Genomic DNA, 22,584 nt, shown 5'->3' with positions numbered 1-22,584 from the left:
CCTTTTACTTAAGTTATTATTTAAAAATCTAATTTAGAAAAAATTTAAAATAATGGGAAATTCAAAAACGAATTATACGGTTCCTTTTGCGATTATGTCCTTTCTTCTTTTCCTTTTGGGATTTGTAACATGGATTAATAACATCTTGGTGCCATTTATGAAGACACAGTTTTCTATCACCGAAAGTCAGGCTCAGTTGGTTAGTGCTGCTTTCTTTAGTGCATATATTATATCCATTCCCGTTGGAGGAATCGTTAAAAAAATAGGATATAAAAAGAGTGTAATCATTGGTTCTGTAATTACAGGTATTGGTTGTGCGATTTTTGTTCCTGCATTATCAATTGGTTATAACATGGTGTTGGGAGGTCTTTTTATCACAGCAATTGGTGTGGTTGTATTGCAGGTTGCTGCTAACCCTTATGTAATTGCTTTGGGTACTCCAGAAACTTCGGCTTCTCGTTTAACTTTAGCAATGGCTATTAACTCTAGTGCTGCAGTATTGGCTCCAATTATTGGTGGTTTTATTATTGAATCTAGCAATGGAAATATTATTGTTCATGAAAACATGGCAAAAATAATGTTTATCGCATTGGCCGGTATTTCTATTTTAACGGCTGTTATCTTAGTTTTCATGCATCTTCCAGCTATTGAAGGTGAAGAAGATAACGCATCTAATGCAGGTGCCGGACGTAGTGCTTGGAGTTTTCCTCACTTAATTCTTGGTTTTCTGGCTATCGGTATGTACATGGGACTTGAAGTTGGGGTAGGTAACTATTTCTTAAACTATGTAGAGTATAATGTTGAAGGTAAAACAATGGCTTATGCAACAATGATCTTAGGTTTTTATCCTGCTGGCTTTTTCATAGGTAGGTTATTAGGTGCTGGTCTTTTAAAGAAATATGAAGCATCAAAAGTGCTACTTATTAATTCTTTTATTTGTGTTGCCTTATTGGGTGTATTCTTTCTAACAAGAGGTTCTTCCTTCTCCATTTGGCCATTAATTGCTCAAGGATTATTCTTATCCATTATGTGGTCGGTTCTTTTCGATCTTTCGATGAAAGATATTCCTGCAGCGGCTGCTAAACTTGGTTCTGGTATTATCTGTACAGGTGTTGTATTCGTTGGCATTTGGATGTTTATCATGGGTAAAGTTGTAGATGCTACAGGTACAGTATTAGCCGATGGAACAATTGATGCTGCATCATGTAACTACAGTGCTGCTTATCTATTCTTCTTCTTCTTTTATGCATACATCATTTTCTTTGCATTAAAAGGAGCAAAAATTAGAAAGCAAATAGCTTAGTTTTTTACGGATTTATGATACCAATTTAATTTCAAAAATATCTTTTATATAATGAGTTTTGATGTTAACTTGGTATTACACTAAAAAGATTATAAAATGCGTGCTTACACACTTAAAAACAAGAATATAGAAATCACCTTCATCGAACGAGGAGGTCAAATTATATCAATAAAAGTTCCTGATGCAAAAGGGAATATTGATGATGTTGTAGTTGGTTACGATACCATGGATGCAACTATTGCTGGAGATGGCTATTTTGGAGCATTATGTGGTCGTTATGCAAACAGAATTGTTGGAGGTCAATTTGAAATTGATGGTGAGAAATTTCAATTGGACTGTAACAATGAAACGAACCACTTACATGGTGGCTTTGACGGTTTTAACTCAAGAATTTGGGCAGTTACTCCTATTTCTATCGATAAATTTGTTCAAGCCTATAAGTTAAGCCTAACAAGTGAAGATGGCGATCAAAAATATCCAGGGAAACTTGAAGTATCTGTTATTTACGGTATAACCGAAGACAATCAATTTGTTATCGAGTACGAAGCAGAAACAACAAAACCTACGGTAATTAATTTAACCAGTCATGCTTACTATAATTTGTGTGGTGCTGGTAAAGCTTCAGCTGAGAATCATAAGTTACAGTTAAATGCCTCTAAATACACACCTATTTCAGCGGAATTGGGTACTACATCTGGCGAAATTGTTGATGTAAAAGGAACTCCATTCGATTTTACTACAGCAACAACTGTAAAAACAGCATGTGATACAGATCATGAACAAATCAATATGATTAAGGGAATTGATCACAATTTTGTGATTGATGATTTTGATGGTTCTACAAAATTAGTGGGAACTCTTCTAGATCCTGTATCGGGTCGTAAAATGGAAGTTTATACCAATCAGCCAGGTATTCAGATTTATACAGGTGCTCATTTTGATGGTTCAGAAATTGGAAAAAATGGTGCTCCTATAGAAGCATGTGCTGGTATTGCTATGGAAACTCAAATTTTCCCTAACTCTCCAAACTACGCTCATTTTCCTAACGCAACTTTAAAGCCAGGAGAAAAATATAAACATGTTTGTATTTATAAGTTCTGTTAAAGATTCTTATTAAAAATACAATCTTGAATTCCTTTAAGTAGGAAAATTTTAAAACATCAAATAGACTTGGGTTATATCTCCAAATTCTATTTGATGTTTTCTTTTTTATATGAATCTAATATTATTCATTTTCCACCAAGTTACATCCACTGATATCGAAATAATCAAATTACCCTTGAATTTAAGAAACTTCAATCCGCATAATTTCGCAATAAGTCTTGTGTTTGAATAAACGAACACGAGTGAATAGTTGCCAAATCGTTAACAATTCACGAAGTGAGTTAATTTTAATTAGTTCATCCCTTTCAGATACTGTGATTAAATCCTAATATTTTAGTTCAATAATTTCTATTTTTTTATAATATTGCATCATAAAGAAGATTTATCTCAATTTATTGAGACATATCTATCTAGTGCCGGAGAATTATTCTCCGCCCTCTTTCTTTAAATCCCTTCTTTCAACTATTTTATAAATTTACCAATAAGCCTATTCTGTTATTGTAAGCAAAATACCGATCAATACTAATGCCTTTTTCATAGTTATTACATATTTACCTTACTGAATAACACGGCTAACTTTCGAGATAAAACGTTAATGAGATGGCCAAAATATTTCGCCCCTCTCACTTTCTATTTTCTTCTTATTTCGTACAACTCTCCCTGAAATTCATCGCCAAAGGTTACCTTAAAACCTTTCGTCCGTAATTCTTCTCCGGTTCCCTGAGTAACTCTTTTACCATTAGGAGCAAGTCTTACTTCATATTCGGCTTTAGGATCGAGGTAATTAACCGTTACCCACATTTCGTGTTTAAAGGATTTTTGCTTGAAAACACCTATAATACCACCAGATTTAGTATCCGTATTAATACGCTGAAAACCATCCCAAAAACCATCCTGAGGCCTTCCAAAACCAGGCAGATCTTGTCGATAAGTCATAAAATCATGATCATTCTGCATTTCTTTCAACCAATCTGCCATTTCTCTAATCTCTTTCCTCTTTGCTTGCGTTAGTTCACGCGGATCGCCTAAAACAATAGGAAGAGTACCAGCAAGCGACTTCATGGAATACATAAAGTTTGGATCGTCCAATCCCTGATTCCCAATTACCATAGAAGCAGCAGGAATACTTGGAGAGCGCGACCATGCAAGTTCCCGAACTTTTAATCCCCCAAGAGGTGAACGATCAAAATAGTTCGAAAGCCAGTTTCCATCGGCATGTTTACACATATCAAAATCGATTAATTGCAATGCTCCCATGGTTTCAAAAGTACAGTCGATAAACAAGTTTGGAGCAGCTTCATGTAGCTCATCAAATAGCTGCCATGTTGCTTGGTACATTTTCAACATCGATTCATTACGATCTTTGTGATTATGATTTAGTGCATAGCAACCCGAACGCGTTTTATCGGAAGTATAAGCACCTGTAACCGCAGCAAAATCTCCTTTGATATACTCTAATCCATATTCGTCAACCATGTTTAAAATAACATCACGGATATAATCTTTCCATCCTGTAGTCATGCACATGGAACGAGATTCCCATCCATACAAATTGTCTTTATCGGAATGTAGATTAATGAAATCTCCATTTGCTTTCTTAACCGCCCATTCTGGATGATTTTTAAAAACCTCACTTTTTGTTTCGGCCGAGCATAAACTAATCCAAACACCTGGTTTCATTCCTTTCGATTTGATATAGTCGAAAACCGGTTTTAAACCATTGGGAAACTTTTCTTTATTTACGCCCCAATCACCATATGACTCTTGCCATCCATCGTCGATCACAAATTCTTGAATACCACATTCTGCAGCCGCATCAACCAATTCGAACATCATTTTTTCGTTGATGTTATGCTTAAAAGGCGCCCAAGTGTTGTACACAAAAATTGGCATTTCTTTTACTTTAAAAATCTGGCAACCCATGTACTTTCGTACAAAATCGTTTACCGATGTATTTAAAATGGCCGAAGGATCATCGCTATTATTATAAACTCCAGAAAAAACCCATGTACTTTTCCATGTTTCGTTTGGTTTAATCCATTTACGAAATCCAAAATTTTGTTCAATATGCGTTAATCCCACACTTAGTAAACTAGGCGTTTGATAAGCAGCAGTTCTTTTCATTACGCCGGGAGCTTCGTTCCCTAATACAATACCTGTACGATATTTGTGATTGTGGATTACTACAACAGGATCGTACCATTCACCTACAAACTGACCCAAATTTTTCTTACGTCCATAATCGTTCATAATCCAACTTGTAGTGCCAATTCCGCCATTTACAATTTTAAGGCGTTCAATATCTAACGATTCTAATTTAATAGATTCACTACCTGTATTGGTAAATTCTACTTTCTTACGAATAATAGGCAGATCGGGATAAATTAAATAGGTAACACCTACCTGAAGATCTAGTGTTTTTGATTTCAAGTTCAATTTTATTCCGTTTTCCACTTTTTCATCTGATACATATTCCCATCCACTTAAGCCAGTGTAGGATTTATCGTTGATCATAAAACCGATTTCATCGGAATTCGATACGGTAAATTTATCTGCATCTTTTTTATTGAAATTGGCAGTATTAAGAATAAATTCTTGCTTATCTTTTATTAATTGATAGCTACGTGTAGTAAATCTACCCGCCTCATCTATTGAAATTTCGCGACGAATAAGACCATTATCTAGCACCAATAAATTACCATCAAAAGAAGTGATTACCTGAGCATTAACAACTATACTCTCACCTATCAGACATATTAAAGTCAGAATTAATAATAAATATTTTCTATTCAATTTATTTATTTGATACTTTATTCTAGATGTTTCCATATTGCGATTTTTTTTGATTCCAATTATTAAAACTTTCTCCTGTCTACCAATACCCCAAGATCTCAATAGTAAAGAAACTTAGTCTTCTTTTCCTTAGCGTCTAAGTAAATATAATTATAAAAACAATAATGGGATCGTTCCCATTCATGTACGTAAAATAATAATTTGAAGCTGTAATAAAAGCCCCAAAAAGGGGCAGTAATATGTGTCCGAAATACACATAGAAAAAAAGCAGCTACAAAACTTAACAATCTAAATCTGAAATGCGCACCTTCCATTTTATTTTGTTGTGTTTCTCATTTTTAGTTCACAGTCAAACATTTCAACAACTATGTCTGTCTTATCTTCCTCAATTAATTTTATTAGAGTATTTATAGACTTCTCTGCAATCTCATTAAAAGGCAGTGCTATAGTACTCAATGGAGGAGAAGTATTCTTTGCAGCTACAAGGTTATCATACCCAAATACCGCCACATCATCAGGAATATGGTAATTTTTTTTATTCAGGTAATCTAATACTCCCATTGCCATAAGATCGGTTGCTGCCATAATTGCATCTGGCGGGTTACTATGCTCCATCAGCTCTTCGGCAGCTTTATAGCCACAACCTCGAGTGAAATTAGCACTTATTATATGTGCATCATTTATTTTTAAACTACTATCAGCCAAACACTTTAAATAACCCTCAAATCGATTATCGACAACAGAAAATTCATCTTTTCCTTTAATGTATGCAATATTCCTATTTCCAGATTCTATAAGTTTTTGTGTTGCGTTATAGGTACCTTTTTCACCATCAGCACAAATGCATGAAAGTCCTGAATCTAGAAACATAGAATCGCAACATAAAATGGGTGTCAATTTGTTAATCTTTCGAAGCTTCTCAATAAATGCATCATCTTTACGATAAGAAAAGATGATGATGCCATCAATACTCCTAGCCAGTAAATCATCAATACGCATTTCTTCCGATTCCCCCTTAGGATCAGTCACACAGATGTAATTTAGATATCCTCTTTCTCTAGAGATTGTATCAACAATACTATACCATTCTGTAAAAAAAGGATTCTTTAAATCTGGGAAAAGAATACCAATGGAAAAAGAACGATTCGTACGCATGCCTTTAGCAAACATATTTGGACGATAATTTAAGTTCTCCATAACTTTCATAATCTTAGCACGAGTCTCTTCCTTCACAAAACCGTTATTGCTCACGACTCTCGAAACTGTAGATTTTGAAACGCCTGCTAATTTTGCGATATCTTTTATGTTAGCCATTTATACTATATCTTGATCAGAATGGGAACGTTCCCATAACAAATATAAGATAATTTTCTTTATGCGCTAGATTTTATTGAAATTTAGAACAAATATGATTTATATGACTGGAATATTAAGTCTATATCAGAAGTATTTAATGCAATTTATAAATCGCCAACTATTTTTCTAACAGATAATTATACGAGCTTGAACAAATCAAGGAATGAGAAAACTAAAAATTACTTTTCATATTCTATTAGTTCAGGTTTAAAAGATATTTTTAGAGGATAATTATTAAACGATCCTCTATAATTAAAAGAATATTTAAACACCACAATAAATAAATTGCAGACACCTATTCGGATACCTGTGCTGTGTTAGATCCCCTGCGGCTCTATTTGATGTTTTCTTTTTTATATGAATCTAATATTATTCAGTTTCCACCAAGTTACATCTACTGATATCGAAATAATCAAATTACCCTTGAATTTCGGAAACTTCAATCCGCATAAATTCGCAATAAGTCTGTATTTGAATAAACGAACACGAATGAATCGTTGCCAAATCAACCACATTAACACCTCCACTCCTGCCTTGTCTTTCGTAAGAAAAAAAGAGTAAACATCCCAGATTAATATTCTAGACACAAGGGTGTTAAAAAGAAGCTGTTCTTTCTAATTACAAAACAGCATACGCATTAAATATTTAAAATTGCGGACAATCTACTATTAACATTTATTAACAATGTAAAGATTAAACTTTCTCTTCTTTTACTAGTCTTACTTAACCATATTCATTGATCTTTAAACAATCTAATATGTATAGAGTCACTCTCTTCTTCTTATTTCTACTATTAGGAACATCAATTAATGCGCAAAATAATTTATCAATTAAGGGTAAAATTATTGACTCGCAAGAACAAGGAACTTTACCCGGCGCAAGCATTATTCTAATCAGCGAAAGCGACAGCATAAATATGCAAGGAACCATCACCAATGAAAAAGGAGATTTCATTATAAAAGCACGACCCGGTAGATACAAACTTCAGGTTTCATTTATTGGGTACAATACAATTCAAAAATCGATTACCATAGATAAACAATCTATCGATCTAAGTACCTTAAAACTGATTGAGAACAGTGAATTTCTACAAGAAATCAACATTATTGAAACCTTACCTCCTACGCAACAAAGGGGTGATACAACAGTTTTTAATCCACACGCATTTAAGATTAATCCAGATGCTACAGCAGGTGAGCTTTTAGCTAAACTACCTGGTTTTACCGAGATTGACGGCAAATTAATGACTGAAGGTTTACAGATTACAGAAATATTAGTTGATGGTAAAAAATTCTTTGGGAAGAATATGAGTCAGGCTTTGGCAACAATTCCCAGCGATGTAATTAAAAACATTGAGGTTTTCGAATACCAAAGCGATGACGCCAAATTCACGGGTATTGCTGATAAAGAAGAACTGAGATCAGTAAATATTGTGACAACAAAAACGAATAAAAAGCTGCTATTTGGAGAGCTTGCCTCTGGGGTAGGAAAGGAAAATAAATACGGATTTAATGGAAATATTAATCGTCTCTCGGATAATAACAGCTTAACACTAATTGGTAGGTCTAAAAATGTGAATGCTCCTCTACGCCTAAACAACAGAAGATTTGGCAAATCGAGTATTAGTGGAAACGACATTCAAGATGATGCCATTGGGCTTAACATTACAGCCAGTAAAAATAATAAAGAGTTGGAGTTCAGCTACGAATATGGAAATAACGAATATCAGAATAAGAACACGAGTGTAAAAAACTACACTTCGGAAGCTCTGGAAGGTCAAATACAAAACAGTACGAACAATTCGACAAATGGAAACGCAAATCACAATATGGACCTGCGCATAAAATTGAACTCCAATCCTAAAAACAGATTTTTATTGAACACTACTGTTAAAACCACAGATACAGATTCTAAATCCAACTCATTTTCCGACACTTATCTTGTAAGCAAGATGATCAATTCGAATGCCAATATGAAAACTTCAGAAAATGAGTATTATAACCTTAGACAAAGCCTGAATTTCGCAAGAAAATTAAATAAAAAAGGACGAATAATTTCCCTGAAAGCCAGTATTAATTACAGCAATAATGATTCGGATGGAAAACAAGTATCGGAAACATTAAATGAAGACAAAGAGGTCAGTCAAAATATCAATCGAATTTCTGATAGTAAAAGTACAAACACCGAAATACGAACTGGTATTTCTTATTCGGAGCCTATTGGAGAATCAGGATCATTTACGACTGGCTATAATTACACGAATCAAAGCCGTAAATCGGATAAAAACGGATACAATCTAGATTCCGCAACTAATTTGTACAATGAACTTGATGAGTTAACAAGTAATCAATTTAATAATACGACACAAACTAACAGTGCCCGTTTGGCTTATAAATACCAAACTAAAAAGCACAAAATAACCATCGGTAGCGACTTGGAAATTAATTCGTTAAAAAGTGAAGAGCGTTTCCCAAACAAAAACAATTTCAAAAAGGATTTCTACGCCATAAAACCAAATGCCAGATATATTTATAAGATTAACAAGAACAAACGACTGAGTTTAAAGTACAACTCTCAAACAAATATCCCATCGGTGTCTGACCTACAAGAGGTTATTGATGTTTCCAATCCATTATTTATTACTATAGGAAATTCGAATTTAGAACAATCAAGAACTCATACTCTATCGGGTATGTATAGAGCATCGAATGCAGAAAAAGGGACTCATATCTCAATTCACACAAAAATGGTAAGCACAAGTAATTCTGTTGGTCGAAACATAATTGTTGCGGCTAAGGATACAACTATTAACAATGATGTTTTTCTTTCGGCAGGTGGTCAATTCTCTAAACCAGTTAATTTGCATGGAAAATACTATTTAACGAGTAGTGTAAGTTATAGTTTACCGATAAAGAAACTAAAGTCGAAATTAAATATTAATACGCGAGGAATGCTTTCTCATTCTCCAATATTGATTAACAGCAAAAAATCATATACCCATACTTGGAATATTAGACATGGGATGATTCTTAGTTCTAATATTAGTGATAGAATAGACTTCACATTTTCTAGTTCCAGTAAATATTCTAATTCAAAGAATAATAGATCAAAGGGATCTGAATATATTTCGCAAACCACATCGCTAAACATGTATTGGCGTTTTGTAAAAGATTTCATTTTCAGAACCAATGCAAGTAACAATTATCAAAATAACTATTCTACCCATAATCAAGATATTGTTTGGCACTTAAACCTTGGTTTATCCTCAAAGGTTTTTAAAAATAAAAGAGGTGAGATTTCATTAACAGCTTATGATCTTATTAGCCAAGAGGATGAAAGATCACACATCGTAAAAGAAATGTATACATCTGATAATTACACTAACAAACTGACTAATTTCTACATGCTAACTTTTAGTTACAAACTTCGGGATGGAAAGGTAAAAGAGAGAAGAAAAAGTTATTGCAGAGATAAATATCGAGGATAAATAAGAAACTATCAATTATAATATCGTTATAAAGTAAGAGCCTAAGTACAAATTACAAAGCAAGTGTCACTATCCTTCGTTTGTTTTTCTTAGGTATTTCAATCGAAAAATCAGAAATAAAAAAAGGAACAGTTGCACTAAATGCAACTGCTCCTTAAGTAAATTATAGACACTAAATTCTAAATAATATTTTCAAATTCTATAAAGGAAATCTTTTAGAATCAACATGTTCTTTTTTCATTATCTCTTTCATCTTAGCTACAATATCAGGATGTTGATCAGCAACATTATTCGATTCGGATACATCAGTAGCCAAATTATAAAGTTCCAACTCACCCTGTTTGTGCAATTTATAAATTACAGCTTTCCAGTCGCCCATACGAACTGCCTGACGACCTCCTTTACGAGAAAACTCCCAATAAAGATGATCATGCTCTTCTTGATTGGCTTCACCTAGTAATTCAGGTAAAAAGGAAATCCCATCGATACCCTCTACTGATTTAACACCTGCAATAGCAGCACAAGTAGGTAAAAAGTCCCAAAATGCTGAGACATGATCGGAAACTGAACCTGCTTCAATTTTATTAGGCCAAACGGCAATAAAAGGAGCACGAATTCCGCCTTCATATAAATCGCGCTTAATACCACGCAAACCTCCTGCACTATTAAAATAAACAGGATTAGCACCTCCGGCAGCATGTGGCCCATTGTCACTGGCAAACATCACGATAGTATTATCAGCAATACCCAATTCCTCTAGCTTTGCAGTAATCTGTCCCACATAATTATCCATTCGAGTTACCATAGCTGCAAAAGCTGCATATGGAGTCTTTTGTGAACAAAATTTACTTTGTATCATATCAGGACCATAATCGGATCCTTTTACACCTACGTAAGGTACCTCGTCAAATTTACCTTCAAACATTTCCATAATAGAATCGTTTGGCGATATCAGTTCGGCATGAGGCAAAACCAAAGGCACGTATGCAAAAAAGCTAGTATCCTTATTATTCTCAATAAATTGAAGAGTAGCATCCTGAATTTTATCGGGAGCATAGGTTACTGTATTTGTCCAATCGTTACCTTCCAAATATTCCTTATCCTGATTGTGTCGCAAATAAGCAGGATAATATCGATGAGCCATTCGCTGACAATTATAGCCATAGAATTCATCAAAACCTTGATTATTCGCATCACCTTCAGAACCTGGAAATCCTAATCCCCATTTACCAAAAGCTCCTGTTGTATAACCAGCTGTTTTCAATAGCTCGGCAACAGTAATTGAACTTCCTTTCATTGGCAATTGACCTTCTCCGTCTAGTTCTTTATTTCCTCTTATTGAAGTATGTCCGGTATGCTTTCCGGTCAATAATGTTGAGCGAGAAGGTGCACATACCGCAGCACCACTATAGTGCTGTGTAAATTTCATTCCTCGTTTGGCTAATTTATCAATGTTAGGCGTTTCAAATTTATCTTGACCATAACAACTCAAATCACCATAACCTAAATCGTCAGCTAAAATGTAAACAATGTTTGGTTTTTGATTCTTTTTCTCCTTCTTCTCCTTCTTCTCGTTACACGAGCTCAAGGAAAGAACGGCAATTAATAAAAAAACTAACTTATTCATAGTATTAATTTATTGATACCAAAAAGTCTGTAAAAGGCTATTAAAAACACGATTACAGACCTTTCATTCTTATTATATTCTACTGATATTTAATTGAAAAATCTCAACAAAATTTATACTTACTTGATGAGAGGAAAAATCTCAGAATCAACATGTTCTTTTTCCATAATACCTTTCATCTTAGCTATAATATCAGGATGCTGATCGGCTACATTATTGGTTTCAGCAACATCTTCAGTCAAATTGTACAACTGCATTTCACCCTTCTTGCTTATATTATAGATTACACCTTTCCAGTTGCCCATACGAACTGCCTGACGGCCTCCTTTATGCGCAAACTCCCAATATAAATAATCGTGTTCTTTTTGATTTGGTTCTCCTAACAATTCAGGTAAAAAAGATATACCATCGGTAGAAGTTGATTTAACACCCACAATAGCTTCACAAGTAGGTAAAACATCCCAAAAAGCAGATACATGATCGGAAACAGAACCAGCTTTTACTTTATTTGGCCACACAACAATAAATGGAGTACGAACTCCGCCTTCATATAAGTCACGCTTAACACCTCGTAATCCTCCTGCACTATTAAAAAATTCAGGATTAGCTCCGCCTTCAGTATGAGGGCCATTATCACTTGCAAACATGATAATTGTATTATCAGCAATTCCTAATTCTTCTAGTTTTGCAACAATTTGTCCTACATAGGCATCCAAGCGAGTAATCATCGTAGCAAAAGTTGCATAAGGCGCTTTTTGCGAACAATATTTCTTTTTAATAATATTGGGTCCATAATCTGATGCAGTCGATGAACCTTCCAAATAAGGATTGTCTTCCACAAACTTCCCTTCGAATTTCTTCGAAATAGAATCCTTAGGAGAAATTAATTCGGCATGAGGCAAAACCAAAGGCACATATGCAAAAAAGCTAGTATCCTTGTTATTCTCAATAAATTGAAGAGTAGCATCTTGAATTTTATCCGGTGCATAAGTCACCGTATTTGTCCAATCGTTTCCTTCTAAATAATCCTTTTCCTGGTTGTGCCACAAGTAAGGAGGATAATATCTATGAGCCATTCGCTGACAATTGTAGCCATAAAACTCATCGAACCCCTGATTGTTAGGATCCCCTTCCGAACCAGGAAATCCCAATCCCCATTTACCAAACATACCTGTTGTGTATCCAGCCGTTTTCATAACTTCAGCTATAGTAAGCGTACTCGCAGGAATAGGAGACTGACCTTCGCCATCTAACTCCTTATTTCCTCGAATTGGAGTATGTCCAGTATGCTGTCCAGTCATTAAGGTAGAACGAGAAGGTGCACAAACTGCAGAACCACAATAATGCTGTGTAAACTTCATTCCTCGTTCAGCTAACTTATCTATATTGGGTGTTTCGAATTTTTGTTGTCCATAACAGCTCAAATCACCATAACCTAAATCATCAGCCAAAATGTAAACAATATTTGGTGTTTGATTCTTTTTCTCCACCTTCTCGTTACACGAGCTCAAGAAAAGAACGACAATTAATAAAAAAACTAATTTATTCATAGTATTGATTTATATACTGATACAAAAAAAAGGCCTGTAGTAGTTTAATTAAAAACGCAACTACAAACCTTTCATTCATATTTTATACTTCTGGTATTTATCTAATTATAAAATTTCAACAAAAATCAGATTCCCTTAATAAGTAAGAAAATGTTTGAATATATATGTTGTTTTTCATAAATTCTTTAATCTTAGCAATAATACCAAGATGCTAATCTGAACCATTATTTGTTTCAGCAAGCTTACTTCAATTCCATTTTTTGAATTTTAGAATAGTTTTTACCTCGTAATGCCTCAAAACTCTCTAACATTTCTTTCAATTTTTTAGGATTGCTTTTTGCTAAATTATTTTGTTCTCCCTCATCATCTTTTAAGTTATACAATTGAAATTCTGGAGAATTACCCAATTCAATATTCACCTTTTCATTTATAGCTTTAGCATTATATGGAGGAATCATCAACCAATCGCCTTGGCGAATCGCTGTTCTTGAAGTTGCTTCAATAATCAAGTTTTCTCTTCCTTTGTCGCTCTCGCCCATTAAAAGATTTAATTGGTTCTGACTATCACTTTTTGGAGCTTCAACACCTATTAATTTTGCAATTGAGGCCATTAAATCCATCTGACAAACCAAAGCATCTGATTCCTGTGGTTTAATTTTACCTTTCCAATAGGTAACGAATGGAATTCTTGTACCTGCTTCAAATAAGCTATATTTTCCACCTCTAAATGGTCCCGAAGGCTTATGCTTACCTAATTTTTCTACTGCGTCATCATAATAACCATCATTCAATACTGGACCATTATCACTTGAGAATACGATTAAAGTATTTTCTAATAAACCTTCTTCTTTCATGGTTTTCATAAACTGTCCAATTGTCCAGTCTGCTTCCAAAATAACATCTCCACGTGCACCCATTCCCGATTTTCCAACAAATTTAGGATTTGGAGTACGAGGTACATGAGGTTGTTGCAATGCGTAATACAAAAAGAAAGGTTCACTTTTATGATCTCTTACAAACTTCTGAGCCAATGCTAAAAAGTGACTAGACATTGTTTCATCAACCCACTTAGCTTTCTCTCCACCTTTCATGAATCCAATTCTAGGAATTCCATTCACAATAGTGCCATTGTGACCATGATGCCATTTCAATTTACAAAGTTCGGGATTTTCAAGTCCAGTTTGCTGACCATCAAAATTATGATTGTAATTTACTTCAATAGGATCGTTAGGATCTAGACCAACTACATTTCCGTTATCGATAAACACAGTAGGAACACGATCTTGAGTCGCAGCCATGATATATGAATAATCGAATCCAACTTCGTTGGGACCTGGTGTTATTTGTTTGTTCCAATCTAAATTACCATCACCCAAACCTAAATGCCACTTACCAACAACACCTGTATAGTATCCGTTAGCTTTCATCATTTTAGGAAGTGTTGGCTGATCGGTACTAATTATTAAAGGAGCACTACCCGGAAGTATTTTTGCATCCTTATTACGCCAAGGGTAAGATCCTGTTAACAAAGCATACCTACTTGGCGTACAAGTTGCCGAAGATGCATAAGCATTGGTAAATCGATTTCCACCTGCAGCAAGCGCATCAATATTTGGAGTTTGCAATTCGGTAGCTCCATACGAGCTTAAATCACCATAACCCAAGTCATCCATATAGATAACCACTACGTTTGGTTTTGCACTCGACTCGTCAACTTTATTTTTCGCTGGTTGACAAGCACTAATTAAACTTGGGACCAATAACATTGACCAAATTAATTTTTTCATTTTCATAAGTTTATAATTTTAAGCTTTTGTCTTTTAGCCTATCCCAATTTCTCGGGAGAACTTACCAGATATTCATTTCCATAGTTGTAGAAAATTTTAATTCTGGACGTTTCTTAGACTTATTCTCTTCACCAATATAAAATACTCACAAACTATTTACATAAAAATATATGAAATCCAGATTTAAAACCTTTTAGAAACAATTAATATAGATTTTCACCATTTATTTTTATGAAATATAATCACATAATAACCTATAACAAAGATTGAAATTAAAGAAGAATTGAAAGTAACTCTTAGTACATTTTATGTATTTATCAGTTCAAACTGAAGACGATCCAATACAAAAGAAGCTTTATGAAGGAAATTAAGCTTATCGGGCAAAAAAAACCACACAAACAAATCTTACAAGACAGATGCACTTTATTAGTACAACTCTCCTTATACACAACACTAAAATAGTTATATACTCGAGTTTACAATACCTCCAAATACAAAAACAATCACTAATTGAACTTAAGCAACAAAACAATTTACTATCGTGATATTTAATAGATATTTTTCCATATTGATAAAGTGAGTGGAGAAATATGATTGCATTTAAGTTTCGGTTCACAAAACAAATTAATTATCATGAAGAAGAAAGAATCTACATGCATGTTTATCTAGGCTTACTGCTATTTTTTCACTCATAGTACTCATGTCTTTTTTATCAAAAATATCATATACTTTTACATGATTAGATAATTTAAGATCATCAAAATATAGATTTTGAGACTTAGCCTCATCGCTACGATTGAGAAAAACAACTGCTACATCACCATTATTTAAATGTTTAAGCCATATCTCATTACCAGCTCCAACAACACTACGTCGGAAAATACGACGACCTTGTTCTGTTGTATCTTGATTCACACGTATTGCCATTTTATTTGTCAACAAATCATGTACCTCAGTCGATGTTTCGGATAAATCATTTCCCATCATCAATGGTGAAGTCATAATACACCACAATGCAAATTGTGTCTTCTGTTCATCAAAAGTAAGTGCCGGATTGCCAACCACTAACATATCTGGATCATTCCAATATCCATTACCTGCAAAATCTGCACACTCATTATTTAAATCTGCAATTTTCATTATAGAATGTTGATCTCCATCAAAATGAGAACGAGAGAATCCCCATAAATCACCTGTGGTTCTAGCCATATTACAATATTGAGGATACCAAGGGCGATATACATAAGCACTAATACTGAATAATATAGGACGTGAAGCATGAGCTAATAATTTACTCCATTTTAAATAAACTTCACGAGTCGCCTCTTCATCCCAATTATCAGATGCTCCATTCATCTGACAACGATCTATTTTAAGCATATCTAATCCCCAAGATTCAAACTGTTTGAGATTTGCTTCTTCATGGCCATACATGCCGACTTCATCTCCACCACAATCTTGAGTTCCAGGTGTAACATGCAACCCAAATTTCAAACCCTTTGAATGCGCATAATCAGCCATAGCTTTAATTCCATGTGGAAATTTTATAGAATCAACAGTGATTCTTCCTTTGCTATCTAACTTATGACCTCTCCAACCACCATCAATAATCACATAGTTATAACCTGCTGCTTTATAACCATCTGAAACCATTAAATCTATTGTCTTATATATAGTTTGTTCATTTACATTCTTCTTTTTATAAGCATTCCAACTATTCCAACCCATTGGTGGTGTAGGTGTTATACCTTTAACTTTTTGAGCATAAGTAAAACTCATATTCGATATTAAAATCGTAATTAATAGTAATCTAAGACATCTTTTCATTTTTGTTTATCTTATTGTTATGTAATTATATTAGACGACTAATTATCTTTTGAATCAATCCAAATATCTATTCTAGATTGCTAAAACAAAACTTTATTCGTCTTTGTGTGGAATCTTTTATTTTATCACCGACGCTGTAAAAATTGACGAATTGTGTAAGCTTTAAAAGAATAATTATTTTTTTGAGTCCTCATTACAACTCTCCCTAATATCAGAAATAAATTGCTTAAAAAGAAAGGGATTGAAACCTTAGTTTCAACCCCTTAACTCATCATTTATTCACCTCTTATTTAATAAACTCAGAAATTGTTACAGTCCAAATTTTAGTCGTTCCATCTGCAGCAGTAACTTCATACTCAAATGGTCCAGCACTATAATCGGCAATTGCTCCTAATACAGGGGCATCTCCAACAGGTTCCATAGTTGCTGCTGTAGAAATACTACAGAATCCAACTAAATTTGATAATGATACCTCAGCTCTTGTTGCTATAGGAAAATCATTGGTAGGTTTTGCTCCAACGTTTGTTGCATCAGGAACCTTAACGATACAATCAACAGTATTAGCTACTGTATCAATAATACTCGAAACATTCATTGAATACACCTTTAGTTGATCATTACCTACATTATCAATCATCCATCTATATTCAAACTTGAAACTTTCGATATTAGCTTCTTCGTAGACAGGCAAGTCATCCAAACCTGATTTTAAACATGATGTGAAAAACAACATGAAAAACAAAACCGGTATATATTTAATTATTTTTTTCATCTGATTTTAATTATTAATTATTCCCAACCTGGGTTTTGGTCTAACTTCTCATTTAAGTCTCTCTCATTTTGAGGAACAGGAAATAAGTAACGTTTTGTTGAAAATCTCTTTTGCTGCTCAGCAATCTTAATTGGAAGATCTTTAATCTCAAAACTTTTACCATCGGCAGCAATTTCGAAAAACTTGTGCACTTTATTATTGATTTCAGAGATCACTCCTCCACCGTCTGTTTTTCCCCAACGTAACAATGACCAATACCTGTCATTTTCTAAAAACAACTCAACTCTACGCTCAATTTTGTACCATTTCCATACTTCATCAATACCTAAACCAGCTGATAAAGCAGGTAGATTACCATGAGTCGTTCTTGTTTTGTTAATATATTCAATTGCTAAAGCTGGTTGGTTAAGACGTAATAACACTTCAGCGTAGTTTAGATATGATCGACCTAAACGTGCAATACTTTGATGATAATTTGTAAACACAACAGCCTTATATCCTACAACATTATCAGGAATACCTTTTTTAATAAAATAACCTGAAGGTGTAGATGCATTAGTTCCTTTATTACTTTCCAAATAGTGCATGTTACCACCAATTCGAGTGGTTACAGTATTCGAAAGCAATTGAGTAGAATCACTAACTATTGAAGCATAAAAACGTGAATCTCTATGTCCATAAACAGCCTTAGAAACATAACCACCATTTGTCATGAAATCCTGATAATAAGATGTCTCATCATATTTTTTAGCAATACCATCAGCATCAGTCACCAAATAATCATCAACCATATCAGCAGAAGGCCAATTTTTTGTCCATCCTAAAAACGATTCTTTTAGTTTTGGAGTTCCCGATGTTTTATTTACTTCCATATTAGGCATCCACCCTTGCACAGGAGTTAACGAAAACACAGTTGCATCAATATGTTTGTATTGTGCCAATATAATTTCACTGGAAGTTAGGGCTTTTTCATAATTATTAAATAAGCCTGCGTAATCAGCATCCAAATTATATCCCAAAGCAAATAAATCTTCACTTGCTTTCTTAGCAATCTGATAATAATCTTGCACACCAGATTCAATATATGCCGATCCTTGCAATGCTACTTCTGCTAACATGGCATAAGCCGCTCCTTTTGTTAATTTACCTGCAGCGGCACTTGTTGGTAAGTCTACAGCAGCATCTTGAAGATCCTTAATGATAAAATCATAAGTTTCCTTGATCGTTGCTGTACGTGGCAACTTTAACTCATCATCAGTTGTTAATACCTTATCAACAATTACATACTTTCCAAATAAACGTGCTTTTGTAAAATAAATTAAAGCACGCAACATTTTTCCCTGCGCAATTAAAGCTGGTTTATCAACATCTGCAATACCTTTTGATTCAGCAACCTTTTCGATAATTAAATTACAATCGCGAATCACTTCAAATGAATTCTTCTTGATTGGTCCTTTTCGCCCTAAAGGAGCTTTACCATACCAATAGTACGAATTATTTGTAGCCCATCCTGCATCAAAATATTTGTCGATTAAATCTCTTGCAATATTATCCGATTTACCATTCATTACATTATCGGTATAATCATCGCAACTAACACCACCCATTTTAGTGTCACGATCATTTGGATTGACGAATAACTCAGGAATTACAGATTCATAAGTATTGTAGATAAATCCTTGAGCCAGATTTACATCATTCCAAACATCTAACTCGGTAAACTTATCGAGTGGCTTAGTATCAAGCAAACTATCGCTACACGAGTAGCTTATAATGCCTGTACTTGCTATTAATATATATAATAATATTTTCTTCATCGCTTCTAGTTTTTATTAAAATCCAACATTTATACCCAAAGAATAAGTACGTTGTACTGGATATCCATAAGTTTGAGTACCCGTATTTGTATCCTCTGCCTGTTCTGGATCAAAATAATCCATCACATCAGATATTGTGAATAAATTGGTTCCATTCACATACATTTTACAAGACGAAATCCAAGAAACATTAGCCAGCACTTTATCTTTCAAATTGTATCCAATTTGAAGGTTTTTCATTCTAAAGTATTTAGCATTTTTCAGGTAAAAATCTGATTGATTAGAACCGTTACTATTATTACCCCCATTTACAGATTCTGTATGAGAAACGCGTGGATACAATGCATTTGGATTCTCTGGAGACCAGAAATCTGTCTGAAAATCATAAGTACGTCTTTTAGCCTCAACAACCATAAAATTATCAAAAGCGATATATCGATCTCCTGTTCCTTGGAACAAACCACTCATGAACCAACCTTTGTAATTCAATTTAAAATCGATACCATAGTTTCCATGAGGTTTAGAAGGTAAGCCTACAATTCGCTTATCTTGGTCATCAATTTTACCATCACCATTTTCATCTTTGTAACGAATATCACCACCTTGTGTTTGTGTTGAACCTGGTAAACGAGCCGAGTTTAAGAACTCATCACTATTCTGATACAATCCATCTGACAAAAGAACTGCTCCCCCAGCCCAATAGTCTGTTCTGTTAGTCTCTCTTAAATATGGATTTTTCAAAGTAGCTTCATCTTCAGTATCCAATCGTGTCCAAAGTTGGTTGTAGTATGAATAATTAAATCCTATTTCGTAACTTAATTGATTCACCTTGTTCTTGTAACGAAGCGAGATTTCATAACCTGCTCTTCGTTGCTCTGATTTTGATTTAATTTGAGGTAAATCCTTACCCAAAGCTTGTGAATAAGTATCCTTAGGACTTTGTAAATAACCTGTAGTTTCATAAAGGAAATATTCAAAACTACCACTTAGCTTATTGTTTAATGAAGAAAAATCAAGCCCATAATTAAATGATTTTCTTGTGTACCAAGATAACTCATCAGGATTAACCAAATTACCTTCAGAATAACCATTTACCAATGAACCACCAACACTATAGGCACTTGTTTCTAAATTATAAACTGGAATATATCCAAATCTATTAACCCCTTCAACAACACCGGTTTCACCGTAGGAAGCTCTTAATTTCAAAGAATTAAAAATGTTCTTATCATCAAGATTATCCATGAAACTTTCTTCAGAAATATTCCAAGCTACTGATGTAGCAGGGAAAAATCCCCATTTTTTGCCTTTCGCAAAATTATCATTTCCATCGTAACGACCACTCATTTCAAATATATACTTGTAATCGTAATCATATTTCACCCTAAATACATAACCCGCATTAGCGCTTTCTGTTTCAGTTCCGTCATTATCCTTACCATCAACAGGACCTGCAAAAAGCTGATCGACCGCACCAGATAAATAATCTCTACGATAAGCAGACATTTTTTCATAATTAGTTTTGGCTTGATTGTATACAAAAGTAGCATCAAGACCATGCTTACCAAAAGTAGTTGAATAGTTTGCACTGGTTTCGAAATATATTTTTTTACTGTAGTAAGAACTTACTGTTAAAGCTGGTAATGGCTGAGCCTGTACCGAACCATCCTGCATGTATAATGGCACATTTTTCTCCCATGTTTTACCCCATCCGTCTCCGTCGCGATAATTAGCCATTACACCTATTTTCAATCCTTTCACATTTGGAACAGCCCACTTAGCACTTAATTGCGCATTAATAAACTTATCACGATTTTTCTTATAACCTGCGTCTGCGCTTGAAATAGCGATTGGATGATCACCATCTCCTCCTCCGGCTAAAGTTCCATCCTCATTGTAAGCCCTATATAATGGAATTGTATTTTGATTTATGGCTCTCCAAATTGAGAACATACCTGCCGATGGCTCTTCGTAATTCTTAACACTAGCATTTAAGTTAACCCCAACTTCTAAACCAATTTTATCGAAATTAGTGGTCACATTACTGCGAATATTAAATCTTTCGTAATTAACCGTATTCGACTTCAAAATACCTCCTTGATCAATATATCCTAAGGAAACAAAATAATTTGTTTTCTTATCGCCACCCGCAAGAGAAAGATTGTGACGTTGTTCTGTCGCAAAATCCTTAAGAGTTAAACTAGGCCAGTTATTATCTGGGTAGTTATCTAAATCGCTATGAGTTCTGATCGTTTCAAGTACTTCATCGCTAAAAGTCGCAGGCGTACCATCGTATGCATTAGCTGCATTTTGAAGCTTAGCAAATTCATAAGAATTTAGCATATCAGGCAATACAGTAGGTTCGCTCAACTGATAGTTGTATGAATAATTAATCTTAAGCTTTCCACTTTCACCTCTTTTTGAGGTTACCAAAACAATACCATTACCCGCTCTAGATCCGTATACAGCTGTTGCTGATGCATCCTTAAGAAAACTAATTGATTCAACATCTTCTGAATTAAGAGTGTTAAAATCATCAGCAGAAGTAATAACCCCATCAATTACGTAAAGAGGTTCTCCACCTCCACGAATAGAGACAGATGGCGCACTACCAGGACCACCACCATTGTTTTGCACAACCAATCCAACAACTTGGCCTTGCAATGCATTTCCAACATTAGCAAAAGGTGTAGCTTCCAATTTATCAGCTTTCATTGTAGAAATTGCACCAACTGATTTTCTTTTGGTTGTTGTACCATAACCAATCGCAATAACCTCATTAAGGCCAATCACGTCAGCACTCATTGTCACATCAATTACTTCTTTTGTAATTGTAATTAACTGTTCGTTCATTCCAATAAAACTGAAATGAAGTACATCACCCATATTTGCAGGTAATGAATAAAAACCATCCATATTCGAAACAGTTCCTGTTGTTGTTCCTTTAATAACGACACTAACACCAGGAATGCCCAAACCATCATCTGCACTTAATATTGTTCCTTGTACTGTAAGCTCTTGGGCTTTTATTCCAAAGCTACAACATAGCAGCGCAAATAAAGTTAAGAGCAGATATCGCCCCAACACTTTCTTTAATACTATCATTTTATTATTTTTCATTTGATTAGATATTACTTTTCAGCTCAGTAAAAATCAACCTT

At 34.3% G+C, this 22,584-nt stretch carries 12 protein-coding genes; 3 read left to right on the top strand and 9 right to left on the bottom strand.

Annotated features, from left to right (window positions below):
- Positions 1–52: 52 nt before the first annotated feature.
- Together EMN46_RS03470 and EMN46_RS03465 are read left to right on the top strand one after the other, a co-directional pair.
- Positions 53–1,303 carry an MFS transporter gene (locus EMN46_RS03470; RefSeq protein ID WP_154199281.1) on the top strand — a complete coding sequence of 417 codons (1,251 nt, stop codon included), beginning with the start codon at positions 53–55 and terminating at the stop codon, positions 1,301–1,303.
- A gap of 96 nt (positions 1,304–1,399) precedes the next feature.
- Positions 1,400–2,407, top strand: coding sequence for an aldose epimerase family protein (locus EMN46_RS03465; protein ID WP_154199280.1), 1,008 nt, complete (start codon positions 1,400–1,402; stop codon positions 2,405–2,407).
- A 630-nt stretch (positions 2,408–3,037) separates the two neighbouring features.
- On the opposite strand, the gene EMN46_RS03460 is transcribed toward EMN46_RS03465, so the two are convergent.
- Positions 3,038–5,236, bottom strand: coding sequence for a glycoside hydrolase family 36 protein (locus EMN46_RS03460; protein ID WP_154199279.1), 2,199 nt, complete (start codon positions 5,234–5,236; stop codon positions 3,038–3,040).
- Positions 5,237–5,515: 279 nt separating this feature from the next.
- Entirely contained in the window at positions 5,516–6,514 is a 999-nt protein-coding gene (locus EMN46_RS03455) for a LacI family DNA-binding transcriptional regulator (protein ID WP_154199278.1), read from the bottom strand.
- Positions 6,515–7,313: 799 nt separating this feature from the next.
- Here EMN46_RS03455 and EMN46_RS03450 point away from each other — a divergent pair.
- On the top strand, positions 7,314–10,043 hold the full coding sequence (locus tag EMN46_RS03450; protein ID WP_154199277.1) for a TonB-dependent receptor: 2,730 nt from the start codon (positions 7,314–7,316) through the stop codon (positions 10,041–10,043).
- A gap of 199 nt (positions 10,044–10,242) precedes the next feature.
- Here EMN46_RS03450 and EMN46_RS03445 read toward each other — a convergent pair whose 3' ends face one another.
- The 7 genes from EMN46_RS03445 to EMN46_RS03415 form a co-directional block, all read right to left on the bottom strand.
- Positions 10,243–11,670: an arylsulfatase gene (locus EMN46_RS03445; RefSeq protein ID WP_154199276.1), complete on the bottom strand. Its 1,428-nt coding sequence runs from the start codon at positions 11,668–11,670 to the stop codon at positions 10,243–10,245.
- A gap of 119 nt (positions 11,671–11,789) precedes the next feature.
- Positions 11,790–13,220 (bottom strand): arylsulfatase, encoded by a 1,431-nt coding sequence (locus tag EMN46_RS03440; RefSeq protein WP_154199275.1) that lies wholly within the window; start codon positions 13,218–13,220, stop codon positions 11,790–11,792.
- A 242-nt stretch (positions 13,221–13,462) separates the two neighbouring features.
- The gene (locus EMN46_RS03435) at positions 13,463–15,007 is read right to left on the bottom strand and encodes an arylsulfatase (protein ID WP_229130259.1); all 1,545 of its coding nucleotides are present in this window, start codon (positions 15,005–15,007) and stop codon (positions 13,463–13,465) included.
- A 624-nt stretch (positions 15,008–15,631) separates the two neighbouring features.
- A complete protein-coding gene (locus EMN46_RS03430; RefSeq protein WP_154199273.1) occupies positions 15,632–16,834 on the bottom strand; it encodes a glycoside hydrolase family 27 protein in 1,203 nt (400 codons plus the stop codon).
- Between the two features lie 286 nt (positions 16,835–17,120).
- A complete protein-coding gene (locus tag EMN46_RS03425; protein ID WP_229130258.1) occupies positions 17,121–17,606 on the bottom strand; it encodes a hypothetical protein in 486 nt (161 codons plus the stop codon).
- A gap of 17 nt (positions 17,607–17,623) precedes the next feature.
- Complete coding sequence (locus tag EMN46_RS03420) at positions 17,624–19,423, bottom strand: RagB/SusD family nutrient uptake outer membrane protein (protein WP_154199272.1); 1,800 nt, start codon at positions 19,421–19,423, stop codon at positions 17,624–17,626.
- 15 nt (positions 19,424–19,438) lie between these two features.
- Positions 19,439–22,528 (bottom strand): TonB-dependent receptor, encoded by a 3,090-nt coding sequence (locus EMN46_RS03415; RefSeq protein ID WP_195715172.1) that lies wholly within the window; start codon positions 22,526–22,528, stop codon positions 19,439–19,441.
- Positions 22,529–22,584 lie beyond the last annotated feature (56 nt).

The organism is Ancylomarina sp. 16SWW S1-10-2 (genome assembly GCF_009669305.1).
GTDB lineage: Bacteria > Bacteroidota > Bacteroidia > Bacteroidales > Marinifilaceae > Ancylomarina.
Note: the sequence above shows the minus strand (reverse complement) of the source record. Positions and strands in the feature narration are given on the sequence as shown.

Coding starts and splice junctions, on each gene's coding strand:
- EMN46_RS03440 (WP_154199275.1), bottom strand. CDS start 13,220: ATGAATAAATTAGTTTTTTTATTAATTGTCGTTCTTTTCTTGAGCTCG.
- EMN46_RS03450 (WP_154199277.1), top strand. CDS start 7,314: ATGTATAGAGTCACTCTCTTCTTCTTATTTCTACTATTAGGAACATCA.
- EMN46_RS03430 (WP_154199273.1), bottom strand. CDS start 16,834: ATGAAAAGATGTCTTAGATTACTATTAATTACGATTTTAATATCGAAT.
- EMN46_RS03465 (WP_154199280.1), top strand. CDS start 1,400: ATGCGTGCTTACACACTTAAAAACAAGAATATAGAAATCACCTTCATC.
- EMN46_RS03425 (WP_229130258.1), bottom strand. CDS start 17,606: ATGAAAAAAATAATTAAATATATACCGGTTTTGTTTTTCATGTTGTTT.
- EMN46_RS03415 (WP_195715172.1), bottom strand. CDS start 22,528: ATGATAGTATTAAAGAAAGTGTTGGGGCGATATCTGCTCTTAACTTTA.
- EMN46_RS03470 (WP_154199281.1), top strand. CDS start 53: ATGGGAAATTCAAAAACGAATTATACGGTTCCTTTTGCGATTATGTCC.
- EMN46_RS03420 (WP_154199272.1), bottom strand. CDS start 19,423: ATGAAGAAAATATTATTATATATATTAATAGCAAGTACAGGCATTATA.
- EMN46_RS03435 (WP_229130259.1), bottom strand. CDS start 15,007: ATGAAAAAATTAATTTGGTCAATGTTATTGGTCCCAAGTTTAATTAGT.
- EMN46_RS03445 (WP_154199276.1), bottom strand. CDS start 11,670: ATGAATAAGTTAGTTTTTTTATTAATTGCCGTTCTTTCCTTGAGCTCG.
- EMN46_RS03455 (WP_154199278.1), bottom strand. CDS start 6,514: ATGGCTAACATAAAAGATATCGCAAAATTAGCAGGCGTTTCAAAATCT.
- EMN46_RS03460 (WP_154199279.1), bottom strand. CDS start 5,236: ATGGAAACATCTAGAATAAAGTATCAAATAAATAAATTGAATAGAAAA.